This window comes from Methylobacterium sp. Leaf94, assembly GCF_001426045.1.
Lineage (GTDB): Bacteria > Pseudomonadota > Alphaproteobacteria > Rhizobiales > Beijerinckiaceae > Methylobacterium.
In genome coordinates this window covers 276,076-294,811 of the sequence record NZ_LMRM01000001.1, presented here as the reverse complement: position 1 = coordinate 294,811, position 18,736 = coordinate 276,076, and the positions used below count along the sequence as shown (strand labels likewise).

Sequence of the window (18,736 nt, the reverse complement as noted above, 5' to 3'; positions counted from 1 at the left end):
TCCGTCCCCCCTTCTTCGGCCACTCGCTGCGGCGCCCGGGCCGTCCACGGAGTCGGCGCGCGTTCCGCGCCGTGATCGCGTCCATGATTCTCGACCGCCTGAAAGGCGCGAAGGCCTATCGGGCCGTTCTCGCGTTCCTCGTCCGCCAGTGGCGCAGTCGGCTCCGCCTCCTCGGCGGTGTCGTCGCGGCGATCGTCGGATCGACCCTGGCCGACGTGTTCCTGCCCCTGTTCGCCGGTCGGCTGGTCGATGCGCTCTCGGCCGTCGACCGCGCGTCGGCCCGCTTGGATGCCCTCGTCGCCTTCGCCGCCATGGGCGGCCTCGGGCTCGTCACCCTAGGTCTACGTCACGTGGCTTGGTCCCTTGTGGTGCCGCTCACCCTCTCGACCATGCAGACGGTGGCGCAGGCAGGCTTCCACCGGGTTCAGCGCCTTTCCACCGAGTGGCACGCCAACAGCTTCTCGGGCTCCACCGTGCGCAAGGTCTCGCGCGGGATGTGGGCCCTCGAAGGCCTGAACGACACGCTGTTGCTGGAACTGCTGCCGGCCTTCGTGGTGCTCGTCGGCACCATGTTGCTCCTCGGCTTGCAATGGCCCGTGATGGGGCTGGTGATCGGCCTCGGCTCGCTGATCTATCTCGGCATCGTCGTGGCCCTCGCCACGCGGGTCATCGCACCGGCGGCCCAGCTCTCCAACGTCTGGGATTCCCGGCTCGGCGGAGCCCTGAGCGACGCAGTCGGGGCCAATGCGGTGGTCAAGGCCTTCGGCGCCGAGGCGCGCGAGGATGCGCGCCTCGCGCGGCTCCTCGGCAAGTGGAACCGGCGCACGCACCGCACCTGGATGCGGATCACCTGGAGCATCACGGCGCAGTTCGCGCTGCTCCTCCTGCTGCGCACGGCGATCGTCGGCACGGCCCTGTGGCTGTGGTGGACGGGGGCGGCGACTCCCGGCGACGTGGCGTACGTGCTCACCACCTACTTCGTGGTGCATGGCTACCTGCGGGACATCGGCAGTCAGATCAACCGGGTGCAGCGGGGGGTGAACGAGATGGAGGAACTCGTGGCCCTCGAGGCCGAGCCCTACGGCGTCGCGGATCGGCCGGGCGCCACGGCGCTCGTCGCAAAGGGCGGCGACCTCCAGTTCGACCGCGTCACCTTCCACTATGCCGGGCACGCGACGCCGCTCTATCGCGACCTCTCGGTGCACATTCCCGCCGGGCAACGGGTCGGGCTCGTCGGCCGCTCGTGCTCCGGCAAGACGACCTTCGTCAAGCTGGTGCAGCGCCTCTACGACGTCACCGGCGGTCGTGTCTGCATCGAGGGGCGGGACGTCGCCGGCGTGATGCAGGCGTCCCTGCGCGCCCACATCGCCATCGTGCCGCAGGAGCCCGTCCTGTTCCACCGGTCGCTGGCCGAGAACATCGCCTATGCCCGCCCCGGGGCCTCGGCGGACGAGATCGCGCGCGCGGCCCGCCTCGCCAACGCACACGACTTCATCGCCCGCCTGCCTCAGGGCTACGCCACTCTGGTGGGCGAACGCGGCGTCAAGCTCTCGGGCGGCGAGCGCCAGCGGGTGGCGCTGGCCCGCGCCTTCCTGGCTGACGCGCCGATCCTCATCCTCGACGAGGCCACGTCCAGCCTCGACTCGGAATCGGAGGCGCTGATCCAGGAGGCCATGGAGCGGCTGATGCGCGGGCGCACGGCCATCGTGATCGCGCACCGGCTCTCCACCGTGCGGTCCCTCGACCGGATCTTCGTCTTCGACGGCGGCCGCATCGTCGAGGACGGCACCCACGACCACCTGCGGGTTCGGCCGGGGGGACGCTACCGCGCCCTGTTCGAGCGCCAGGCCAGCGGCGGCGTGGCAGCGGCGTGAAGGGCGGCGCGGCTCAGGCCGCGCCGTAGACCCGGTTCGCCCGCGCCTCGAAGGCGTCTGTGAACTTGCGGAAGGCGCGATCGAACATCGTGCCCATGAGCATCCCGAGCGTCCGGCTCTTGAACTCGTAGGTGATGAAGAAGTCGATCGTGCACGCCCCGTCCACGGCTTCCTTGAAGGCCCAGCGGTTCTCGAGGTGGCGGAACGGGCCGTCGATGTACTCGGCGACGATGAGCAGGTTCTGGGGGTCGAGGGTGACGCGCGTGGTGAAGCGCTCGCGGATCGCCTTGTAGCCGACGCCCATCTCGGCCACGAGCACCTCCGTGCCGTCCGCCCCCGGCTGGCGCCGGAGCACGCGCAGGGATTCGCAGAGGGGCAGGAAGTCCGGGTAGCGCTCCACGTCGGCCACGAGGTCGTACATCTGGCGCGGCGAGTGGCGCACCGCGCGGTTGATCCGGAATGAGGGCATCGAGACTCTAGGCGTTGGCGATGCGGGCGAGACGGGCCGCCTTCAGCTTTGCGAAATCCTCTCCGGCGTGATGGGAGGAGCGGGTCAGGGGCGTCGCCGAGACGAGGAGGAAGCCCTTGGTGTAGGCGGTGGTTTCCAGGCCCCTGAACTCGTCCGGGGGCACGAAGCGCACCACCTCGTGGTGCTTCTTGGTCGGCTGGAGGTACTGGCCGATGGTGAGGAAGTCGACATCCGCCGAGCGCAGGTCGTCCATGAGCTGAACCACCTCGTTCCGTTCCTCGCCGAGGCCGACCATGATGCCGGACTTGGTGAAAATGGTCGGGTCGAGTTCCTTCACGCGCTGGAGCAGGCGCACCGAGTGGAAGTAGCGCGCGCCGGGGCGGACCGTGAGGTAGTTACCCGGCACGGTCTCCATATTGTGGTTGAACACGTCGGGCCGGGCCGCGACCACGATCTCAAGGGCGCCGGCTTTGCGCAGGAAATCCGGGGTGAGCACCTCGATGGTTGTGGCGGGGCTGCGCGCGCGGATCGCCCGGATGGTGCGGGCGAAGTGCTCGGCGCCGCCATCGGCGAGATCGTCGCGATCCACCGAGGTGATCACCACGTGGTGCAGGCCGAGCTTGGCAACGGAATCCGCGACCTTGTCGGGTTCGCCCACATCGAGGCCCTCCGGCAGGCCGGTGCGCACGTTGCAGAAGGCGCAGGCCCGCGTGCAGGTGTCGCCCATGATCATGAAGGTGGCGTGCTTCTTCTCCCAGCACTCGCCGATGTTGGGGCAGCCGGCCTCCTCGCAGACCGTGACGAGGCCGTGCTCGTGGACGATCCTGCGCGTGTCCTCCCAGCCCTTGGAGCCGGGGGCCTTCACGCGAATCCAGTCGGGCTTGCGCTGAATCGGCTTATCGGGCCGGTGCGCCTTCTCGGGGTGGCGCGGACGCTGGTCGTTACGAAGGAGGTCGAGGACGACGGCCATGACAATCCACGGGATTCGCCCGCGAGACGCCGGCGCGTGCCCAGGACTTAAGGCGTGACGCCCCCGACCGCAAACCCGCCGCGGCGGAACGGCGCGACAGGGGCCGTCGTTCGTCAGCTCCGCCGCCGGCTCAATACCGGCGTCCGGCCACCGTCGGGTCGATCGTGGCCATGAGGATCGCGCCGACCGTCGCCGAGATCGGGTTGTGCGAGAATCCGAAGATCGGGATGGGCCGCTTGTGGGCGAGGCCGTTGCCGAGCCAGCCGCAGAGGATCCCCGTCACGAAATCGGCAAGGCGACCCATGTTCGCCGCGGTCAACCGCTCGGCGAGCCATCCCGCCAGCGCCCCGACGACGATCGCCATGAGCAAGGCGACGCCGGGCTGACCCAGGGCGCCGTAGACGTGTCCATCCAGCGCGGGCTCTCCTGTGCGCGGCACGCGATCGTTCCGGTCGGCGGGCGCTCGGGTGTCGCCTTGGCCGGCGGCTTGCGAGGCGGGCGTTCGGCGCGGCCTCGGAGGGGCGGCTGTGCCGCTTGGGTCGTAGCGCGGGATCAGGTGTGGATTACCTTCCCGTATGCATCCAGCACACTCTCGTGCATCATCTCGCTGAGCGTCGGGTGCGGGAAGACCGTGTGCATCAGGTCTTCCTCGGTGGTCTCTAGGTTCATGGCGACGACGTAGCCCTGGATCAGCTCGGTGACTTCGGCGCCGATCATGTGGGCGCCCAGCAACTGGCCGGTCTTGGCGTCGAAGATCGTCTTCACCAGGCCGTCCGGCTCGCCCAGCGCGATGGCCTTGCCGTTGCCCGCGAAGGGAAACCGGCCGACCTTCACGGCGAAGCCCTGCTCCTTGGCCTTGGCCTCGGTGAGGCCCACCGAGGCGATCTGCGGCTGGCAGTAGGTACAGCCGGGGATCTTGGCCTTGTCCATGGCGTGGGTGTGCAGGCCCTTGATCGTCTCGACGCAGAGCACGCCCTCGTGCTCGGCCTTGTGGGCGAGCATCGGCGGCCCGGCGACGTCGCCGATGGCGTAGACGCCGGGCACATTGGTGTGCCCGAGGCCGTCGGTGACCACGATCCCGCGCTCGACGGTAACCCCGAGAGTCTCGAGGCCGATGCCCTCGATGTTGCCGACGACGCCCACCGCCGAGATCAGCTTCTCCGCCGTCAGTTGCTGGGACTTGCCGTCCCCCGTCTCGATCGTCGCCGTGACGGCGTCGGCGGATTTCTCCACCTTCGTCACCTTGGCGCCGGTGAGGATCTTGATGCCCTGCTTCTCGAAGCGCTTACGGGCGAGGCCCGCGATCTCGGCGTCCTCCACCGGTAGGATCTGCGGTAGCAGCTCGATCACCGTCACCTCGGCGCCCATGGTGCGGTAGAACGAGGCGAACTCGATGCCGATGGCGCCGGAGCCCATGACCAGCAGGCTCTTCGGCATCGTCTCTGGCACCATGGCCTCGTAGTAGGTCCAGATCTGCTTCTTGTCCGGCTCGATGCCCGGTATGGCGCGGGGCCGCGCTCCGGTGGCGACGATGATGTGCTTGGCCGAATAGGCGCCCGCCGCCAGAGCGCCCTTGGGTGCCGGGGCGCGGGTGGTCTCCTTGACGGTGACTTGGCCCGGCTGATTACCCTTGGCGGCCGCCGTGATGGTGGCCTCGCCCCAGATTACGTCGACCTTGTTCTTTTTCAGCAGCATGCCGACGCCGCCGTTCAGCCGGGTCGAGACCCCGCGCGAGCGCTTGACGATTGCCGCGGTGTCGAATCCGACCTTCTCGGCCGACAGGCCGTAATCGGAGGCGTGCTGCATGTAGTGGTAGATCTCGGCCGTGCGCAGCAGCGCCTTGGTGGGGATGCAGCCCCAGTTCAGGCAGATGCCGCCGAGATGCTCGCGGTCCACCACCGCCGTCTTGAACCCGAGCTGCGCCGCCCGAATCGCCGCCACGTAGCCGCCGGGGCCGGCGCCGATGATGAGGATGTCATAGGTGTCGGCCATTGGGCGCTCCTACGTCCTCCACGCACTGGGAGGGACCGGGGTGGGGGTGGTTCAGCCGTATTCGCCAGGCGGACGCTCTGTCCCGCCTAAACCAGCATCCCCATGGGGTTCTCGATCAGCGCCTTGAACGCCGAGATCAGTTCGGCGCCCAACGCTCCGTCGAGGACGCGGTGGTCGCAGGACAGGGTGGTGGTCATCACCTGGGCGACGGCCGGGGCGCCGTCGCGGACCACGATGCGCTTTTCGCCCGCACCCACCGCCAGGATCGAAGATTGCGGCGGGTTGATCACCGCCGTGAAGTGCTTGATGCCGAACATGCCGAGGTTGGACACGGAGGTGACGCCACCCTGGTATTCCTCAGGTTTCAGCTTCTTGGCCCGCGCCCGGGCGGCGAAGTCCTTCATCTCGTTGGAGATGGTGGAGAGCGTTTTCTGGTCGGCCCGGCGGATTACCGGCGTGTACAGGCCGCCGTCGATGGCGACCGCCACGCCGACCTCGGCATTGTCGAAGCGCAGGATCCGGTCCTCGGCCCAGACGGCGTTGGCCGCCGGCACCCGCATCAGGGCGAGGCCCATCGCCTTGATGACGAAGTCGTTGACCGAGAGTTTGAACAGAGGCTTGCCGTCCTTGGTCTTGCCGGCGCTCGTGTTGAGCTGTTCGCGCAGGGCCATCAACGCATCGAGCTCGCAATCCACCGTCAGGTAGAAGTGCGGCGCCAACTGCATCGCCTCAGTGAGGCGTTTGGCGATGGTCTTGCGCATGCCGTCGAGGGGGACTTCCTCGTAAGTGCCCTTCGGGTAGAAGCCGCGTACCTGGTCCGCGGAGAGGCCGGCGGGGGGCGCCGCCTTGGCGGGGGGCGGTGCGGCCTGTGCGGACGCCGCCTGCGGGGTCTCGACGGGCTTCGGCGCGGCGGCGGGGGCCGCCTTGCCGGTTCCGGCCGCGAGCGCCGCGCGGACGTCGCGCTCGATCACCCGCCCGCGCGGGCCGGAGCCCGTCACCGCACCGAGATCGACCCCTTCCTGCTTGGCGATGCGGCGGGCCAACGGCGATGCGAAGACGCGTCCGACCTCGTTCGAGGGCGCGGCGCCGGGGCTCGCGCCCTCGCTCTTGCCACCCGTGGGCTTCGCGCCGTCCGGGGCCTCGTTCACCCGGGCGTAGGACATCGTTCCGCCGCCGGGCGTGGCGTTCTCGGCGGTCGCCTCCGCCTTGGGGGATTCGGCCTTCGAGGCCTCGGCGCCCCCGCCGCCGGGGGCCTGCACGCTGGCCGGGTCCTCGCCGTCCGCCGCGATGATGGCGATCAGGTCGTTCACCGGCACGTCGGCCGTGCCCTCGGCCACCAGGATCTTGGCAAGCACGCCCTCGTCGATGGCCTCCACCTCCATGGTCGCCTTGTCGGTCTCGATCTCGGCGAGCACGTCGCCGGACTTCACCGCGTCCCCCTCCTTCTTCAGCCACTTGGCGAGGTTGCCCTTCTCCATCGTGGGCGACAGGGCGGGCATCAGGACGTTGATCGGCATGGGGGGGAAATCCTGATCGTCAGCGGGCGGTATCGGGGGAGCGGCGGTCAGTTCAGTATCGGCGCGTCGGGGTCGAGGCTCTCGGCTTCGAAGCCGGCGCGGATGCGCGCGAAGGCGTCATCCTCCGACATCTCGGTCTCCAGCGCGTAGACCCGCGCCGCCTGACGGGCGAGATCGGCGAGGAGGCGCCCCCAGGTGGCTGCGTCGTCGAAGGAGCGCCGCAGGGCGATGCTCACGGCCCCGTCGACGACGCTGGCGCGAAGGACCTCGACGCCACCGTTCTCGAGGGCATCCGGCGGGGCGGACAGTTCTTCGAATTTGTCGGTCATCATCTCGTCTCCGGTCTCTCCCCGGACGGGGAGAGTGGGAGGGGAACGCGCGCGGCCCTCAGCGGTAGCAGACCGCCTTTGCCGCCTCGATCACCTCGGCGACGTTGGGGAGCGCCAGCTTCTCGAGGTTGGCGGCGTAGGGCATCGGCACGTCCTTGCCGGTGACGCGCAGGACCGGGGCGTCGAGGTAGTCGAAGGCATCGACCATCAGGCGGGCCGAGATCTCGGCGCCGATGCCCGATTGCGGGAAGCCCTCCTCCACGGTGACGCAGCGGCCGGTCTTTTTCACCGATTCCACCACCGTGTCGGTGTCCATCGGGCGCAGGGTCCGCAGATCGATCACCTCCGCCTCGATACCCTCCTCGGCGAGGGCCTGCGCCGCCTTGAGGGCGTAGGTCATGCCGATGGAGAACGACACGATGGTCACGTCGGTGCCGGGACGGTGAATCCGCGCCTTGCCGATCGGCAGCACGAAGTCGTCGAGCTTCGGCACCGGGAAGCTCTGTCCGTAGAGGATCTCGTTCTCGAGGAAGATGATCGGGTTGGGATCGCGGATGGCCGCCTTGAGCAGGCCCTTGGCGTCCGACGCGGTGTAGGGCGCGATGACCTTCAGGCCGGGCACGTTGGAGTACCAGGCCGAGTAGTCGTGGCTATGCTGGGCACCGACGCGGGCGGCCGCACCGTTGGGGCCGCGGAACACGATGGGACAGCCGAGCTGGCCGCCGGACATGTAGAGGGTCTTGGCCGCCGAGTTGATGATGTGGTCGATCGCCTGCATGGCGAAGTTGAAGGTCATGAACTCCACGATGGGACGCAGGCCCGTGAAGGCCGCGCCGACGCCGATGCCGGCGAAGCCGTGCTCGGTGATCGGGGTGTCGACGACGCGGCGGGCGCCGAACTCCTGCAGCAGCCCCTGCGTGATCTTGTAGGCACCCTGGTACTCGGCGACCTCCTCGCCCATCACGAAGACGGCGTCGTCCTTGCGCATCTCCTCGGCCATGGCGTCGCGCAGGGCCTCGCGGACGGTCGTCGAGACCATCTCGGTGCCCTCCGGAAACTCCTCCATGACCGGCGCCGGCGCCTTGTTGGTGATGGTGGCGGGGGCCGCCGGGGCCCTGGGCGCGTCGTCGCCGGTCTTGGCGCTCGGGGCCGGCTTCTCGGCTTGGCCCTCGGCCTGCATGTCGGGCGCCGGAGCGGGCTGCGCGGACGTCTCGGGTTTCGGGACACCGCCACCAGCGGACGCTGCCGAAACGTCCTCGCCCTCGGCGGCGATGATCGCGATCGGCGTGTTGACCTTCACGCCCTCGGTGCCCTCCTCGACGAGGATCTTGGCGAGCACGCCCTCGTCGATGGCCTCGACCTCCATGGTCGCCTTGTCGGTCTCGATCTCGGCCAGCACGTCGCCGGATTTGACCGGGTCACCCGCCTTCTTCAGCCACTTCGAGAGCTTGCCCTCCTCCATGGTCGGGGAGAGGGCGGGCATCAGGATGTCGGTCGCCATGAAATACTCGTCGATCGAAGATGAGGCGGTCAGCCCTTCGGAGACGGGGGGTGCGGCCGCATGCGCGGGATGCCGCCCCGTCTCCGACACATGATGGGTCTCAGGCGCGGGCTTCCAGCAGGATGTCGGTCCACAGCTCGGACGGATCCGGCTCGGGATCGTGCGTGGCGAACTCGGCGGATTCGTTCACGGTCTCGCGCACCTTGGCGTCGGTGGCCTTCAGCTCGGCTTCGGGCACCCCGTGCATCTCGATCAGGCGCTTGCGCACCATTTCGATCGGGTCGTGCTCCTCGCGCATCTTCGAGACCTCGTCCTTGGTCCGGTACTTGGCCGGGTCGGACATCGAGTGGCCGCGATAGCGGTAGGTCTGCATCTCGAGGATGTAGGGACCCTCGCCCGAGCGGGCGTGCTGGATCGCCCGGGTCGCGGCCTCGCGCACGGTGCGCACGTCCATGCCGTCCACCTGCTCGCCGGGGATGCCGAAGGAGATGCCGCGCCGGGAGAAGTCGGTCTGGGCCGAGGCGCGGGCCACCGAAGTGCCCATGGCGTAGCGGTTGTTCTCGATCACGTAGACCACCGGCAGCTTCCAGAGCTGCGCCATGTTGAAGCTCTCGTAGACCTGGCCCTGGTTGGCCGCACCGTCACCCATGTATGTCAGGCTGACGTTGCCGTTCTTCTTGTAGGCGTCGGCAAAGGCCAGCCCCGTCCCAAGCGAGACCTGGGCGCCGACGATGCCGTGGCCGCCGAAGAACTGCTTTTCGCGGGAAAACATGTGCATCGAGCCGCCCTTGCCGCGGCTGTAGCCGCCGCGCCGGCCGGTCAGCTCGGCCATGACGCCCTTCGGATCCATGCCGCAGGCGAGCATGTGGCCGTGGTCGCGGTACCCGGTGATGACCTGGTCGCCGTCGACCGAGGCCATCTGCATGCCGATGACCACCGCTTCCTGCCCGATGTAGAGGTGGCAGAAGCCGCCAATCAGGCCCATGCCGTAGAGCTGTCCGGCCTTCTCCTCGAAGCGCCGGATCAGCAGCATCTCGTGATAGGCGTGGAGATCTTCCTCGCGGGTGAACTGCGGCGCGTTCGGGGCCGGCGCGTGGGTTTCGGCCGCGCCCGTGGGCTTCGCCCCCCCGGATCGCTCAGCCCCCGCCCGGCTTGTGTCGGAGGCGGCTTGGCCTGCATCCTTCGCGGCATCCATCGGCAACTCCCCGGGACCATCTGTTCACCGGGGGTTCTAGGGCACGCCCGAAGTGAAAGCGAGGCCGCCCGCCCGACAGAACGGGGAAGTTGTCAGTTGCGAAGCGCCTGCGCGGGCGACGGGTTTCGCCGTCCGGGGCCGATCAGGGATCGATGATGACCACGTCGTTGGCATGGACACGGCCGAGCATGACGCGGGCGCGCTCCTCCAAGAGGTCGCGATCGATCTGATCGCTGCGCAGCAGGGCCACCCGGTGCTCCCAGATCGCCCGGTCCGCCTTGGCGGCGTTGAGCTCCTGATTCAGGGCGCGGGCCTGGACCTTGAGGGCGCGCTTGGCCTCGAGGCCGCGGTTGCCGCTTTCGGCCTGATGCACGAAGAAGCCCACGACGAGTCCCGACACGGCGTAGAGGCCGAGGGGCATCAGAACAGCACGGACGCGACGACGGACCACCATGCCGGCACGATGCACCCACAGGGTTAAGGAAGTGCTGACGGAACCGCGAAGGGTCGCCCTGCGCAGGGGGGCCCCGAGCCGATGATGCGCTTCGATCTGGTCGATCTCTCGCTGTTCCGGCACGTGGTGGAGGCGGGCTCGATCACCCACGGCGCGGCCAGGGCGAATCTCGCCCTCGCCGCCGCCTCGGTGCGCATCCGCGCCATGGAGGAGACCCTCGGGGCCGCGCTGCTGACGCGGGGGCGCCAGGGGGTGGTGCCGACGCCGGCGGGGCGGTCGCTCCTCGCCCATGCGCGCGGGCTCCTCGACGGGATCGACCGGATGCAGGAGGACCTGGCCGCCTTCTCGGGCGGCACGGTGGGGCAGATCCGCCTCGTCTCGAACACCAACGCCCTCACGGAATTCCTGCCCGAGGTCCTGAGCGCCTTCCTGGCCCGTCAGGCCGGTGTCAGCGTGGACATCGAGGAGCGGACCTCGGACGAGATCGTCGGGCTGGTGGCCGAGGGCTCGGCCGATCTCGGTATCGTCGCCGGCACCGTCGATACCGGCGCCCTGGAGACCTATCCGTTCCGGCAGGACCGCTTCGTCATGGTGGCGGCCACCGGGCACCCCCTGGCGGCGCGCGCCTCGGTCGCCTTCGCGGAGGTGATCGAGCATCCCCTGGTCGGCCTCGACCGGACCAGCGCCCTCACCCGCTTCCTGGCCGACAAGGCCGCACGCACGGGCCGGCCTCCGATGCGCCTCCGGGTGCAGTTGCGCAGTTTCGACGCGATCTGCCGGCTCGTGGCCTGCGACGTCGGCCTCGGCATCGTCCCCGAGACCACTGCGGCCCGTGCCGCGCGCACCATGGCCCTCGCCATCGTGCCCCTGGAGGATGCCTGGGCCCTGCGCGATCTCACGATCTGCCTGCGCTCGCTGGACGATCTGCCCCGGTTCACGCGGGATTTTGTGGCTCACCTGCGCGGTTGAGGCGGCTTTCCGACCCCGGGGGCTCCCATCCGGGGCGCGGCTTCGGTACAAACCGGCTCGGGCTCCCGTTCGAGGGCGCCATTGTTCGGGGGAGTTCGCCGGCCACATGCAGGATTCGACGTCCTCCGCGCCCGACACCTCCCTGGTCGATCCCGACGTCCACGTGGAGAGCTTCCGGCAAGCCCGCGAGGCGCGCCGGCTGGAACTCGTCGAGGATTACGTCGAGCTCATCGCCGACCTGATCGGCGATGGCGGCGAGGCGCGGCAGGTGGATATCGCCGCGCGCCTCGGCGTGGCCCAGCCGACCGTCGCCAAGATGCTGAAGCGCCTCGCCGAGGACGGCCTCGTTCAGCAGCGCCCCTATCGGGGCGTCTTCCTCACGGAGGCCGGGCAGGCCCTGGCCGTGCAGAGCCGCGAGCGCCACCGCATCGTCGAGCAGTTCCTCTGCGCGCTCGGGGTCAGCCCCGAGATCGCCCGCCGCGACGCCGAGGGCATCGAGCATCACGTCAGCGCCGAGACCCTGGAAGCCTTCCGTCTGTTCACGGCCAAATCCGCCTAGGGTCCGGTCGGATCCCGGCGGGGCCGGTCAGGCCGGGGTGGCCTGGAGCGGAGCCGCATGCTCGGGCATCGGCTCACCGTCCGGCACCACGTCCACCTCGACCTTGAGCTTCTGCGGGCCCGAGGCGGAAACGATGCCGTCGATGGGGGACACGTCGGTGTAGTCGCGTCCACGGGCCACGACGATGTGATCGTCGCACATGCCGATGCCGTTGGTGGGGTCGAGGCCGATCCAGCCGTCCCCGCACCAGACCGAGACCCAGGCATGGCTCGCATCGGCGCCGCGCAGGCGCGGACGACCGGCGGGCGGGATCGTCCGGAGGTAGCCGCTGACATAGGCGGCCGGCAGGCCGAGGCCGCGCAGGGCCGCGATCATGATGTGGGTGAAGTCCTGGCAGACGCCTGCCCGGAGGGCGAAGGCCTCGGCGAGGGGCGTGTGCACGGTGGTGGCCTTCGCGTCGAAGGTGAAGTCCGCCCGGATCCGCTGCATCAGGTCGAAGGCGCCGCCATAGGCGCTCCGGCCCGGGGGAAAGCTCGCCCGGGCATAATCCGTCACCTCCGGCACCAGCGGCACGCGCAGGCTCGGGAATTGGAAGTGCACCGGCCGGTCCGGGCCGAGGCCGCGCCCATTCACCGCCTCGTCGCGCACCTGCTCCCAGGGGCGGCCGGATTCCGCCGGCGGCGGCGGATCGCGCTCGACCCGAACCCGTGATAGGGCCTCCACCCGCAGTTCGGTGTGGGGCGTGTCGATCGTGACCGCGGTGGCATCGAGACCGAAATAGTCGCGCCGGACGATGCGGGTCCGCGGATCGGGCGTTATCGTGAGGCCGCTCTCCAGCACGGTCTGCCCCTCCCCGTCGCGCGGGCGCAGGCGCAGGGTGCAGCGGGCGAAGCGCACGGGGCGGGCGTACCGGTATGTGGTGAGGTGGCGCAGCGTATAGATCACGCGAGCCCCACGAGCTTTTCCGGGCGCAGGGCATGCGGCCCGTTGGGGAAGTAGCGGGTGGCCACGGCGTCGGCGAGGCCCTCGACCTCGTTCTCCAGGCGCATCAGGGCGGCGCCGTCGAACTCCGCCGCCTCGCCGGTGGCGAACTCGGCCAAGAGCTTGGCGGCGATGCGCTGGTGCGGCTCGGGCAACCCGTCGGCCCGCAGAACCGGAAGCTGGCCGAGATGCCGGGTGATCGCCTCGAGCTGGAAGGCGACCGAGCGCGGATTGAACGGATCGAGGAGCACCATGTCGCGCACCGGATCGAGGGCCACCCCCTGCAGGTAGCGGGCACCGAACGAGACATGCGAATCGCACAGGGACAGCATCACGCCGAGGTCCTCGGCGCTGGCGCCGTCGCCGGCGAAGCGGGTGGCGAAGCTCAAGGTGTTGATGGCGCGCTCGATCCGGCGACCGAGATCGACGAAGTGCCAACCGGTGGTGCGGTTCATGTTCTCCTGGGCGAGACCCGACAGGGCCGCGATGTGGCTGAGGGCGCGTTCGGCGAGGCCCAGGAGCTGCGCTTCCGGCAACGCCTGCCCGGCCTCGATCTCCAGGACCTCCTTCAGGTCCGCCAGCGCCCGCCAGGCTTCGCCGGAGAGACGCTCGCGCAGGGTCGCGGCGTTGATCCGCGCGGACAGGCTGTGGCGCAGGGCGGAGCCGTGGGCGTCGTGGCCGCCGAGGGCCTGCTGGGCCAGGGCCGCGGTGGGCAGGTCGGGGGCCTCGATGGCCCCCCACTCGTCGAGGAGTGCACGAATGCGCAGCGCGGTGGGCGCCTTCGCGTCGCCCGCCATGTCGGCGATCACGGCGGAACCGACGCTGCCGAGATGCGCGAGGACGAGGCGGATCACCGCCTCGGCCCGCTCGACGTAGCGCCCGAACCAGAACAGGTTGTCGGCCGCCCGCGAAGGCAGGTGCCCGGCGATCCGGCGCACCCGCGCCGGCCCGGTCTGAATCAGGGTGACCGGCTCCACGGGATCGCGCGACAGGATCCAGACATCGGCCGACTTGATGCCGGCGCGCATCTCAAGAGGCTCGACATCGGGCCGCTCCGAGATGCGGCAGAAGCCGCCCGGCATCACGCGCCAGCCCTCGGGCGTCGCCGCCGCGAAGACCCGCAGCACGAAGGGCCGCGGCACCAGGCGCAGGGAGCCGCCGCTCGGGTCCCAGGCCGGCATGGTGGCGAGCGGCATCGTCTCCTGGGCGACGTAGTCGAAGGGCCGGTCGCGCAGGGCCGCGCGCAGGCGGTCGCGTTCGGCATCGAGGGCATGCGGGGCCAGGATCGCGTCGCGCACGGCTCCCTTCGGAGGCGTCGCCACCGGACGCAGGCTCAAGCTGTCGAGCCGGTCGCGGATCTCGGCCAGCGCCCGCGGATCGCCGCACCACCAGGTCTTCGGCCCGGCGAGTGTCAGGTCCCGCCCGAGGAGATGCCGTGCGATGCCGGGCAGGTAGGCGGCGAGCGCACCGGATTCGAGGATGCCCGAACCCGGCATGTTGCCGACGACGAGGTTGCCGTTGCGCAGGGCTTCCACGATGCCCGGGACGCCGAGGCGCGAGGCCGGGTTGAGCTCCAGGGGGTCGAGGTAGTCGGAGTCGATGCGCCGCCAGAGCACGTCCGCTCGCTTCAGGCCGGAGACGGTGCGGATGTGCAGGGCTCCGTCCTGCATCACGAGGTCGTCGCCCTCCACCAGGAGCAGGCCGAGATAGCGGGCGAGCGCGGCCTGCTCGACATAGGTCGAGCTGAAAACCCCTGAGGTCAGGAGGCAGATGCGCGGGTCGCTGCGCTGCGCACCCACCGCGAGGCCATCGCGAAAGGCCTGGAAGAAGGCGGCCAGGCGCTCGACCTGCAGGTCGGCATGAAGGTCCGGGAAGGCGCGGGTGAGGACGAGCCGGTTCTCAAGGGCGTAGCCGGGCCCGGAGGGCGATTGCGTCCGGTCGGCGAGCACCCGCCAGCGCCTGTCGGGCCCGCGCGTCACGTCGGCGGCGTAGAGCTTGAGGAAGCGGCCGCCCGGCGGCGTGACGCCGACCAGGGGACGCATGAATTCCGGGCTGCCCGCCACCACTGCGGCCGGCAGCAGGCCCTCGGCCACGAGGCGCTCCGGGCCGTAGAGGTCGGCGAGGATCGTCTCCATCAGCGCGGCGCGCTCGACGATGCCGGCGCTCAGCGTCTCCCAGTCCGCCTGTTCGAGGACGAGCGGCAGCGAGCCCAGCGGCCAGGCATGCTCGCGCTTGTCGCCGTAGATCCGATAGGAGATCCCGGTGTCGCGGATGCGCCGGACCGCCGAGATGAAGCGGGCGCCGATCTCGACCTCGTCCATACCGCCGAGCTGATCGAGGAATCGCGGCCAGGCCCCCTTGGGACGGCCCTCGTGATCCATCAGCTCGTCGGGGACGTCCCGATGTGGCCGGTATGCGGAGGTCCAGCGCGCGAGGCGCTCGGCCCGTCCCTGTATCTCCGCCGCGGCCGCTGCGCTCATGGGAGGGTGAAGCCCGGGGGTGCGGGGGTGCGCAGGTCGAGCGTCATCGGAAACTCGCGATTGGTCTCTTCGGGCGGCATCGCGATCTTGCCGGGGGTGTGGCCGTGGGCCTGGAAGCGCGCGAGGCGACGCCCCTCCGCCTCGTAGGTGTTCACCGGGAAGGTCTCGTAGTTGCGTCCGCCCGGATGGCTGACATGGTACCGGCAGCCGCCCAGCGACCGGCCGCTCCAGGCGTCGAGGATGTCGAGGGTGAGCGGCGAGTGCGCGGGAATCGTGGGGTGCATCGAGGAGGCGGGCTGCCACGCCTTGAAGCGCAGGCCGGCCACCGCCTCGCCGGCGGTCCCGGTGCCGGTCATCGGCAGGCGCCGGCCGTTGCAGGCGATGACGTGCCGGCCGGGCACGTAGCCCTCGACCTTCACCTGCAGACGCTCCACCGACGAGTCCACGTAGCGCACGGTTCCCCCGATCGCGCCCTCCTCGCCCAGCACGTGCCAGGGTTCGAGAGCCTGGCGGAGCTCCAGCTTCACGCCGCCCTGCTCCACCGTTCCGAAGACCGGAAAGCGGAACTCGCGCTGCGCCACGAAGGCCGCCGGGTCGAAGTCGTAGCCGGCCGCCCGGAGGTCTTCCAGCACGCCGAGGAAATCGGCCCACAGGAAGTGGGGCAGCATGAAGCGATCGTGCAGGCCCGTGCCCCAGCGGACACAGCCGCCTTCCTGCGGCTCGCGCCAGAGCCAGGCGACGATCGCCCGCAGCAGGAGCTGCTGCGCCAGGCTCATGCGCGGGTCCGGCGGCATCTCGAACGAGCGGAATTCGAGGAGCCCGAGGCGCCCCGTGGGGCCGTCCGGCGAGTAGAGCTTGTCGATGCAGATCTCGGACCGGTGAGTGTTGCCGGTCACGTCCACGAGGATGTTGCGGAAGATGCGATCCACGAGCCAGCGCGGGATGTTGGGCTCGTCGGGCTTCGGCACCTGCGCCATGGCGATCTCGAGCTCGTAGAGCCCATCGTGGCGCGCCTCGTCCATGCGCGGCGCCTGGCTCGTCGGACCGATGTAGAGGCCCGAGAACAGGTAGGACATCGCCGGGTGGCGCTGCCAGTACAGCACCAGGCTCTTCAGGAGGTCGGGCCGGCGCAGGAACGGCGAGTCGTCCGGTGTCGCGCCGCCGAGCACCACGTGGTTTCCGCCGCCGGTGCCGGTGTGTCGGCCGTCGGTCATGAACTTCTGCGCGCCGAGGCGGATCTGCCGGGCATCCTCGTAGAGGTCGGTGGTGATCCGCACGGCGTCGCGCCAGGCCGCGGCGGGATGCACGTTGACCTCGATCACGCCGGGATCGGGCGTGACTTTGATGACGTTGAGGCGCGGGTCGAAGGGGGGCTCGTAGCCTTCGATGTGGAGCGGCTGCTTCAGCGCAGCGGCCGTCGCCTCGAGATGGCCCAGGAGCTCCAGGTACTCGTCGACCCGCTGCAGGGGCGGCATGAAGACGTGCAGGATGCCGTCGCGCGGCTCCACCGCGAAGGCGGTGCGGACCGCGACGCCGGTGACGCCGGAGCCGTTGACGGTCTCGGGGCCGGGATGGCCCTCGGGGAGCGGGGCGCGGGCTTCCAGCGTGTCCTGCGGCTGGTAATAGGGATAGTGCTCCGGCGGCACGAAGGGCAGCGAGGACAGGGGCAGGCGGTAGCCCACGGGCGAGTCGCCCGGCGTCAGGAAGGCGTGGCCCCGGCGAAAGTCCCACGGCTCCGAGATCCAGAGCCGGTCGGAATCGCTCGCCTTGCCGGTGGGCAGGCTCGCCAGCGGGAGGGCATAGCCCGCGGCCTCGCCGAGACCGCGCGCGAAGACCCGCGCCATGCGGGCATTGGTCTCCGGGTTCGGGTAGTGCGGCTCCGCCGTCGTGACGTTGGGGGGCAACTCGTCGCGCTTGTCGGACCAGTAGACCGGATCCTCGAAGGCCGGGAACACGTAGGCCCCGAGGCCGAGGCGCTTGGCGACTCCGTCGATCAGGGCCTTGGCCTTGTGGATGTCGGCGTCGCGGGGGCCGTCCTCGGGGGCGATCAGGCCGGCATCCTTCCAGACCGGCACACCGTCCCGGCGCCAGTACAGGGCGAAGGCCCAGCGCGGTAGGCTCTCGCCCGGATACCACTTGCCCTGGCCGTAATGCAGCATGCCGCCGGGGGCGAAGCGATCGCGCAGGCGACGGATCAGCTTGTCGGCGAGGCCGCGCTTGGTCGGACCGACGGCGGCGGCGTTCCACTCGGGCGACTCGAAGTCGTCGATGGAGACGAAGGTCGGCTCCCCGCCCATGGTCAGGCGGACGTCCTGCTCGGCGAGGTCGGCGTCGATGCGGTCGCCGAGGGCGTCCATCGCGGCCCAGACCTCCTCGGAGAACGGCTTGGTGATGCGCGGCGCCTCCGCCACGCGGGTCACCGTCATCTCGAAGCCGAACTCGACGCCCGCCGGTTCGGCGAGGCCGGAGATCGGCGCTGCGGAGGCGTGGTGTGGGGTCGCCGCCAGCGGGATGTGGCCCTCGCCGCAGAGGAGGCCGGAGGTGGCGTCGAGCCCGATCCAGCCGGCGCCCGGCAGGTAGACCTCGGCCCAGGCGTGCAGATCCGTGAAGTCGGTGGTGGTGCCGGCCGGCCCGTCGACGGCGGTGGTGTCGGGGATGAGCTGGATCAGGTAGCCCGACACGAAGCGGGCCGCCATGCCGAGGCGACGCAGGATCTGCACCATCAGCCAGGCCGAGTCGCGGCAGGAGCCGCTCTTCAGCGTCAGGGTCTCGGCGGCGGTCTGGACGCCGGGCTCCATGCGGACGCCGTAGGTGATCTCCTGCGCCACCTGGGCGTTCAGGGCCACGAGGAACAGGACCGTGTTCTGCTCGGCCGGGAGGCGCTCCAGGAAGGCATCCACCTCCGGCGCCATGGCGTCGTCGAGGACGAGGTAGGGCTTCAGCTCGGCCGTGAGGTCGTCCGCGTAGGTGAAGCCGCGGGTCTGGGCATAGTCTTCGACGAAGAAGTCGAATGGGTTGATTACCGACATGTCGGCGGTGAGGTCGACCTCGATCTTCAGCTCGGTGGTCTTCTCCGGAAAGACCAGCCGGGCGAGCCAGTTGCCGTTCGGGTCCTGCTGCCAGTTGATGAAGTGGTTCTCCGGCAGAACCTTGAGCGAGTAGGCCGGAACGGCGGTCCGCGTATGCGGCGCCGGGCGCAGGCGGATCACCTGGGGGCCCAGCGTGATCGGCCGATCGTAGGTGTAGTGGGTGACGTGGTGCAGGGCGGCTTTGATCGACACGGGGGCTCCCGCTGTGACTGGACAGGGCGCCGGGCGGGCGGATCGGCACGCGCCGGCGGCGGAGGGACGGGGCACCACCCTGCGGTGCTCCGAAGAAAGCTTCACCAGAGACATACGCCAACGGAGACCCGCAAGCGATGCCCTTGCGCGCGGGGACCCGGAAGG

The 18,736-nt window shown here is 70.0% G+C and carries 15 protein-coding genes; 3 read left to right on the top strand and 12 right to left on the bottom strand.

Annotation, left to right across the window (positions count from 1 at the left end):
* Positions 1-83: 83 nt before the first annotated feature.
* The gene (locus ASG63_RS01370) at positions 84-1,874 is read left to right on the top strand and encodes an ABC transporter ATP-binding protein (protein WP_056211283.1); all 1,791 of its coding nucleotides are present in this window, start codon (positions 84-86) and stop codon (positions 1,872-1,874) included.
* Between the two features lie 13 nt (positions 1,875-1,887).
* On the opposite strand, the gene ASG63_RS01365 is transcribed toward ASG63_RS01370, so the two are convergent.
* The 9 genes from ASG63_RS01365 to ASG63_RS01325 all read right to left on the bottom strand — a co-directional run bounded on the left by ASG63_RS01365 (position 1,888) and on the right by ASG63_RS01325 (position 10,301).
* Positions 1,888-2,343 carry a type II toxin-antitoxin system RatA family toxin gene (locus ASG63_RS01365; RefSeq protein ID WP_056211281.1) on the bottom strand — a complete coding sequence of 152 codons (456 nt, stop codon included), beginning with the start codon at positions 2,341-2,343 and terminating at the stop codon, positions 1,888-1,890.
* A gap of 7 nt (positions 2,344-2,350) precedes the next feature.
* Positions 2,351-3,313 carry a lipoyl synthase gene (gene lipA, locus ASG63_RS01360; RefSeq protein ID WP_056211279.1) on the bottom strand — a complete coding sequence of 321 codons (963 nt, stop codon included), beginning with the start codon at positions 3,311-3,313 and terminating at the stop codon, positions 2,351-2,353.
* Between the two features lie 130 nt (positions 3,314-3,443).
* Positions 3,444-3,752, bottom strand: a complete 309-nt coding sequence (locus tag ASG63_RS01355; protein ID WP_244479725.1) for a GlsB/YeaQ/YmgE family stress response membrane protein — start codon at positions 3,750-3,752, stop codon at positions 3,444-3,446.
* A 113-nt stretch (positions 3,753-3,865) separates the two neighbouring features.
* Positions 3,866-5,305, bottom strand: coding sequence for a dihydrolipoyl dehydrogenase (gene lpdA, locus ASG63_RS01350; RefSeq protein WP_056211276.1), 1,440 nt, complete (start codon positions 5,303-5,305; stop codon positions 3,866-3,868).
* Between the two features lie 86 nt (positions 5,306-5,391).
* The gene (locus tag ASG63_RS01345) at positions 5,392-6,822 is read right to left on the bottom strand and encodes a pyruvate dehydrogenase complex dihydrolipoamide acetyltransferase (RefSeq protein ID WP_056211274.1); all 1,431 of its coding nucleotides are present in this window, start codon (positions 6,820-6,822) and stop codon (positions 5,392-5,394) included.
* 47 nt (positions 6,823-6,869) lie between these two features.
* Entirely contained in the window at positions 6,870-7,151 is a 282-nt protein-coding gene (locus tag ASG63_RS01340) for a DUF5076 domain-containing protein (RefSeq protein WP_056211469.1), read from the bottom strand.
* 58 nt (positions 7,152-7,209) lie between these two features.
* Positions 7,210-8,652, bottom strand: a complete 1,443-nt coding sequence (locus ASG63_RS01335; RefSeq protein ID WP_056211467.1) for a pyruvate dehydrogenase complex E1 component subunit beta — start codon at positions 8,650-8,652, stop codon at positions 7,210-7,212.
* Between the two features lie 100 nt (positions 8,653-8,752).
* Positions 8,753-9,847 (bottom strand): pyruvate dehydrogenase (acetyl-transferring) E1 component subunit alpha, encoded by a 1,095-nt coding sequence (pdhA, locus tag ASG63_RS01330; protein ID WP_056211273.1) that lies wholly within the window; start codon positions 9,845-9,847, stop codon positions 8,753-8,755.
* A gap of 142 nt (positions 9,848-9,989) precedes the next feature.
* Entirely contained in the window at positions 9,990-10,301 is a 312-nt protein-coding gene (locus tag ASG63_RS01325; protein ID WP_055953008.1) for an FtsB family cell division protein, read from the bottom strand.
* Between the two features lie 81 nt (positions 10,302-10,382).
* Between ASG63_RS01325 and ASG63_RS01320 the strand changes: the two genes are divergently transcribed.
* A complete protein-coding gene (locus tag ASG63_RS01320) occupies positions 10,383-11,270 on the top strand; it encodes a LysR substrate-binding domain-containing protein (protein WP_200917646.1) in 888 nt (295 codons plus the stop codon).
* Positions 11,271-11,376: 106 nt separating this feature from the next.
* Entirely contained in the window at positions 11,377-11,829 is a 453-nt protein-coding gene (gene mntR, locus ASG63_RS01315) for a manganese-binding transcriptional regulator MntR (protein WP_056211271.1), read from the top strand.
* Positions 11,830-11,856: 27 nt separating this feature from the next.
* Here the strand turns inward: mntR and ASG63_RS01310 are convergent, their stop codons facing one another.
* The 3 genes from ASG63_RS01310 to ASG63_RS01300 are packed head-to-tail and all read right to left on the bottom strand — an operon-like array spanning position 11,857 to position 18,571.
* Positions 11,857-12,774, bottom strand: coding sequence for a transglutaminase family protein (locus tag ASG63_RS01310; protein ID WP_056211269.1), 918 nt, complete (start codon positions 12,772-12,774; stop codon positions 11,857-11,859).
* Positions 12,771-15,290, bottom strand: coding sequence for a circularly permuted type 2 ATP-grasp protein (locus tag ASG63_RS01305; protein ID WP_056211266.1), 2,520 nt, complete (start codon positions 15,288-15,290; stop codon positions 12,771-12,773). Before ASG63_RS01305 ends, ASG63_RS01310 begins: the two co-directional genes overlap by 4 nt.
* Complete coding sequence (locus tag ASG63_RS01300; protein WP_056211264.1) at positions 15,287-18,571, bottom strand: transglutaminase family protein; 3,285 nt, start codon at positions 18,569-18,571, stop codon at positions 15,287-15,289. Before ASG63_RS01300 ends, ASG63_RS01305 begins: the two co-directional genes overlap by 4 nt.
* Positions 18,572-18,736: the final 165 nt, after the last annotated feature.

Excerpts from the sequence above, each read along its gene's own strand:
- pdhA (WP_056211273.1), bottom strand. The coding sequence starts at position 9,847 with ATGGATGCCGCGAAGGATGCAGGCCAAGCCGCCTCCGACACAAGCCGG.
- lipA (WP_056211279.1), bottom strand. The coding sequence starts at position 3,313 with ATGGCCGTCGTCCTCGACCTCCTTCGTAACGACCAGCGTCCGCGCCAC.
- ASG63_RS01370 (WP_056211283.1), top strand. The coding sequence starts at position 84 with ATGATTCTCGACCGCCTGAAAGGCGCGAAGGCCTATCGGGCCGTTCTC.
- ASG63_RS01335 (WP_056211467.1), bottom strand. The coding sequence starts at position 8,652 with ATGGCGACCGACATCCTGATGCCCGCCCTCTCCCCGACCATGGAGGAG.
- lpdA (WP_056211276.1), bottom strand. The coding sequence starts at position 5,305 with ATGGCCGACACCTATGACATCCTCATCATCGGCGCCGGCCCCGGCGGC.
- ASG63_RS01320 (WP_200917646.1), top strand. The coding sequence starts at position 10,383 with ATGATGCGCTTCGATCTGGTCGATCTCTCGCTGTTCCGGCACGTGGTG.
- ASG63_RS01305 (WP_056211266.1), bottom strand. The coding sequence starts at position 15,290 with ATGAGCGCAGCGGCCGCGGCGGAGATACAGGGACGGGCCGAGCGCCTC.
- ASG63_RS01325 (WP_055953008.1), bottom strand. The coding sequence starts at position 10,301 with ATGGTGGTCCGTCGTCGCGTCCGTGCTGTTCTGATGCCCCTCGGCCTC.
- ASG63_RS01365 (WP_056211281.1), bottom strand. The coding sequence starts at position 2,343 with ATGCCCTCATTCCGGATCAACCGCGCGGTGCGCCACTCGCCGCGCCAG.
- mntR (WP_056211271.1), top strand. The coding sequence starts at position 11,377 with ATGCAGGATTCGACGTCCTCCGCGCCCGACACCTCCCTGGTCGATCCC.
- ASG63_RS01345 (WP_056211274.1), bottom strand. The coding sequence starts at position 6,822 with ATGCCGATCAACGTCCTGATGCCCGCCCTGTCGCCCACGATGGAGAAG.
- ASG63_RS01340 (WP_056211469.1), bottom strand. The coding sequence starts at position 7,151 with ATGACCGACAAATTCGAAGAACTGTCCGCCCCGCCGGATGCCCTCGAG.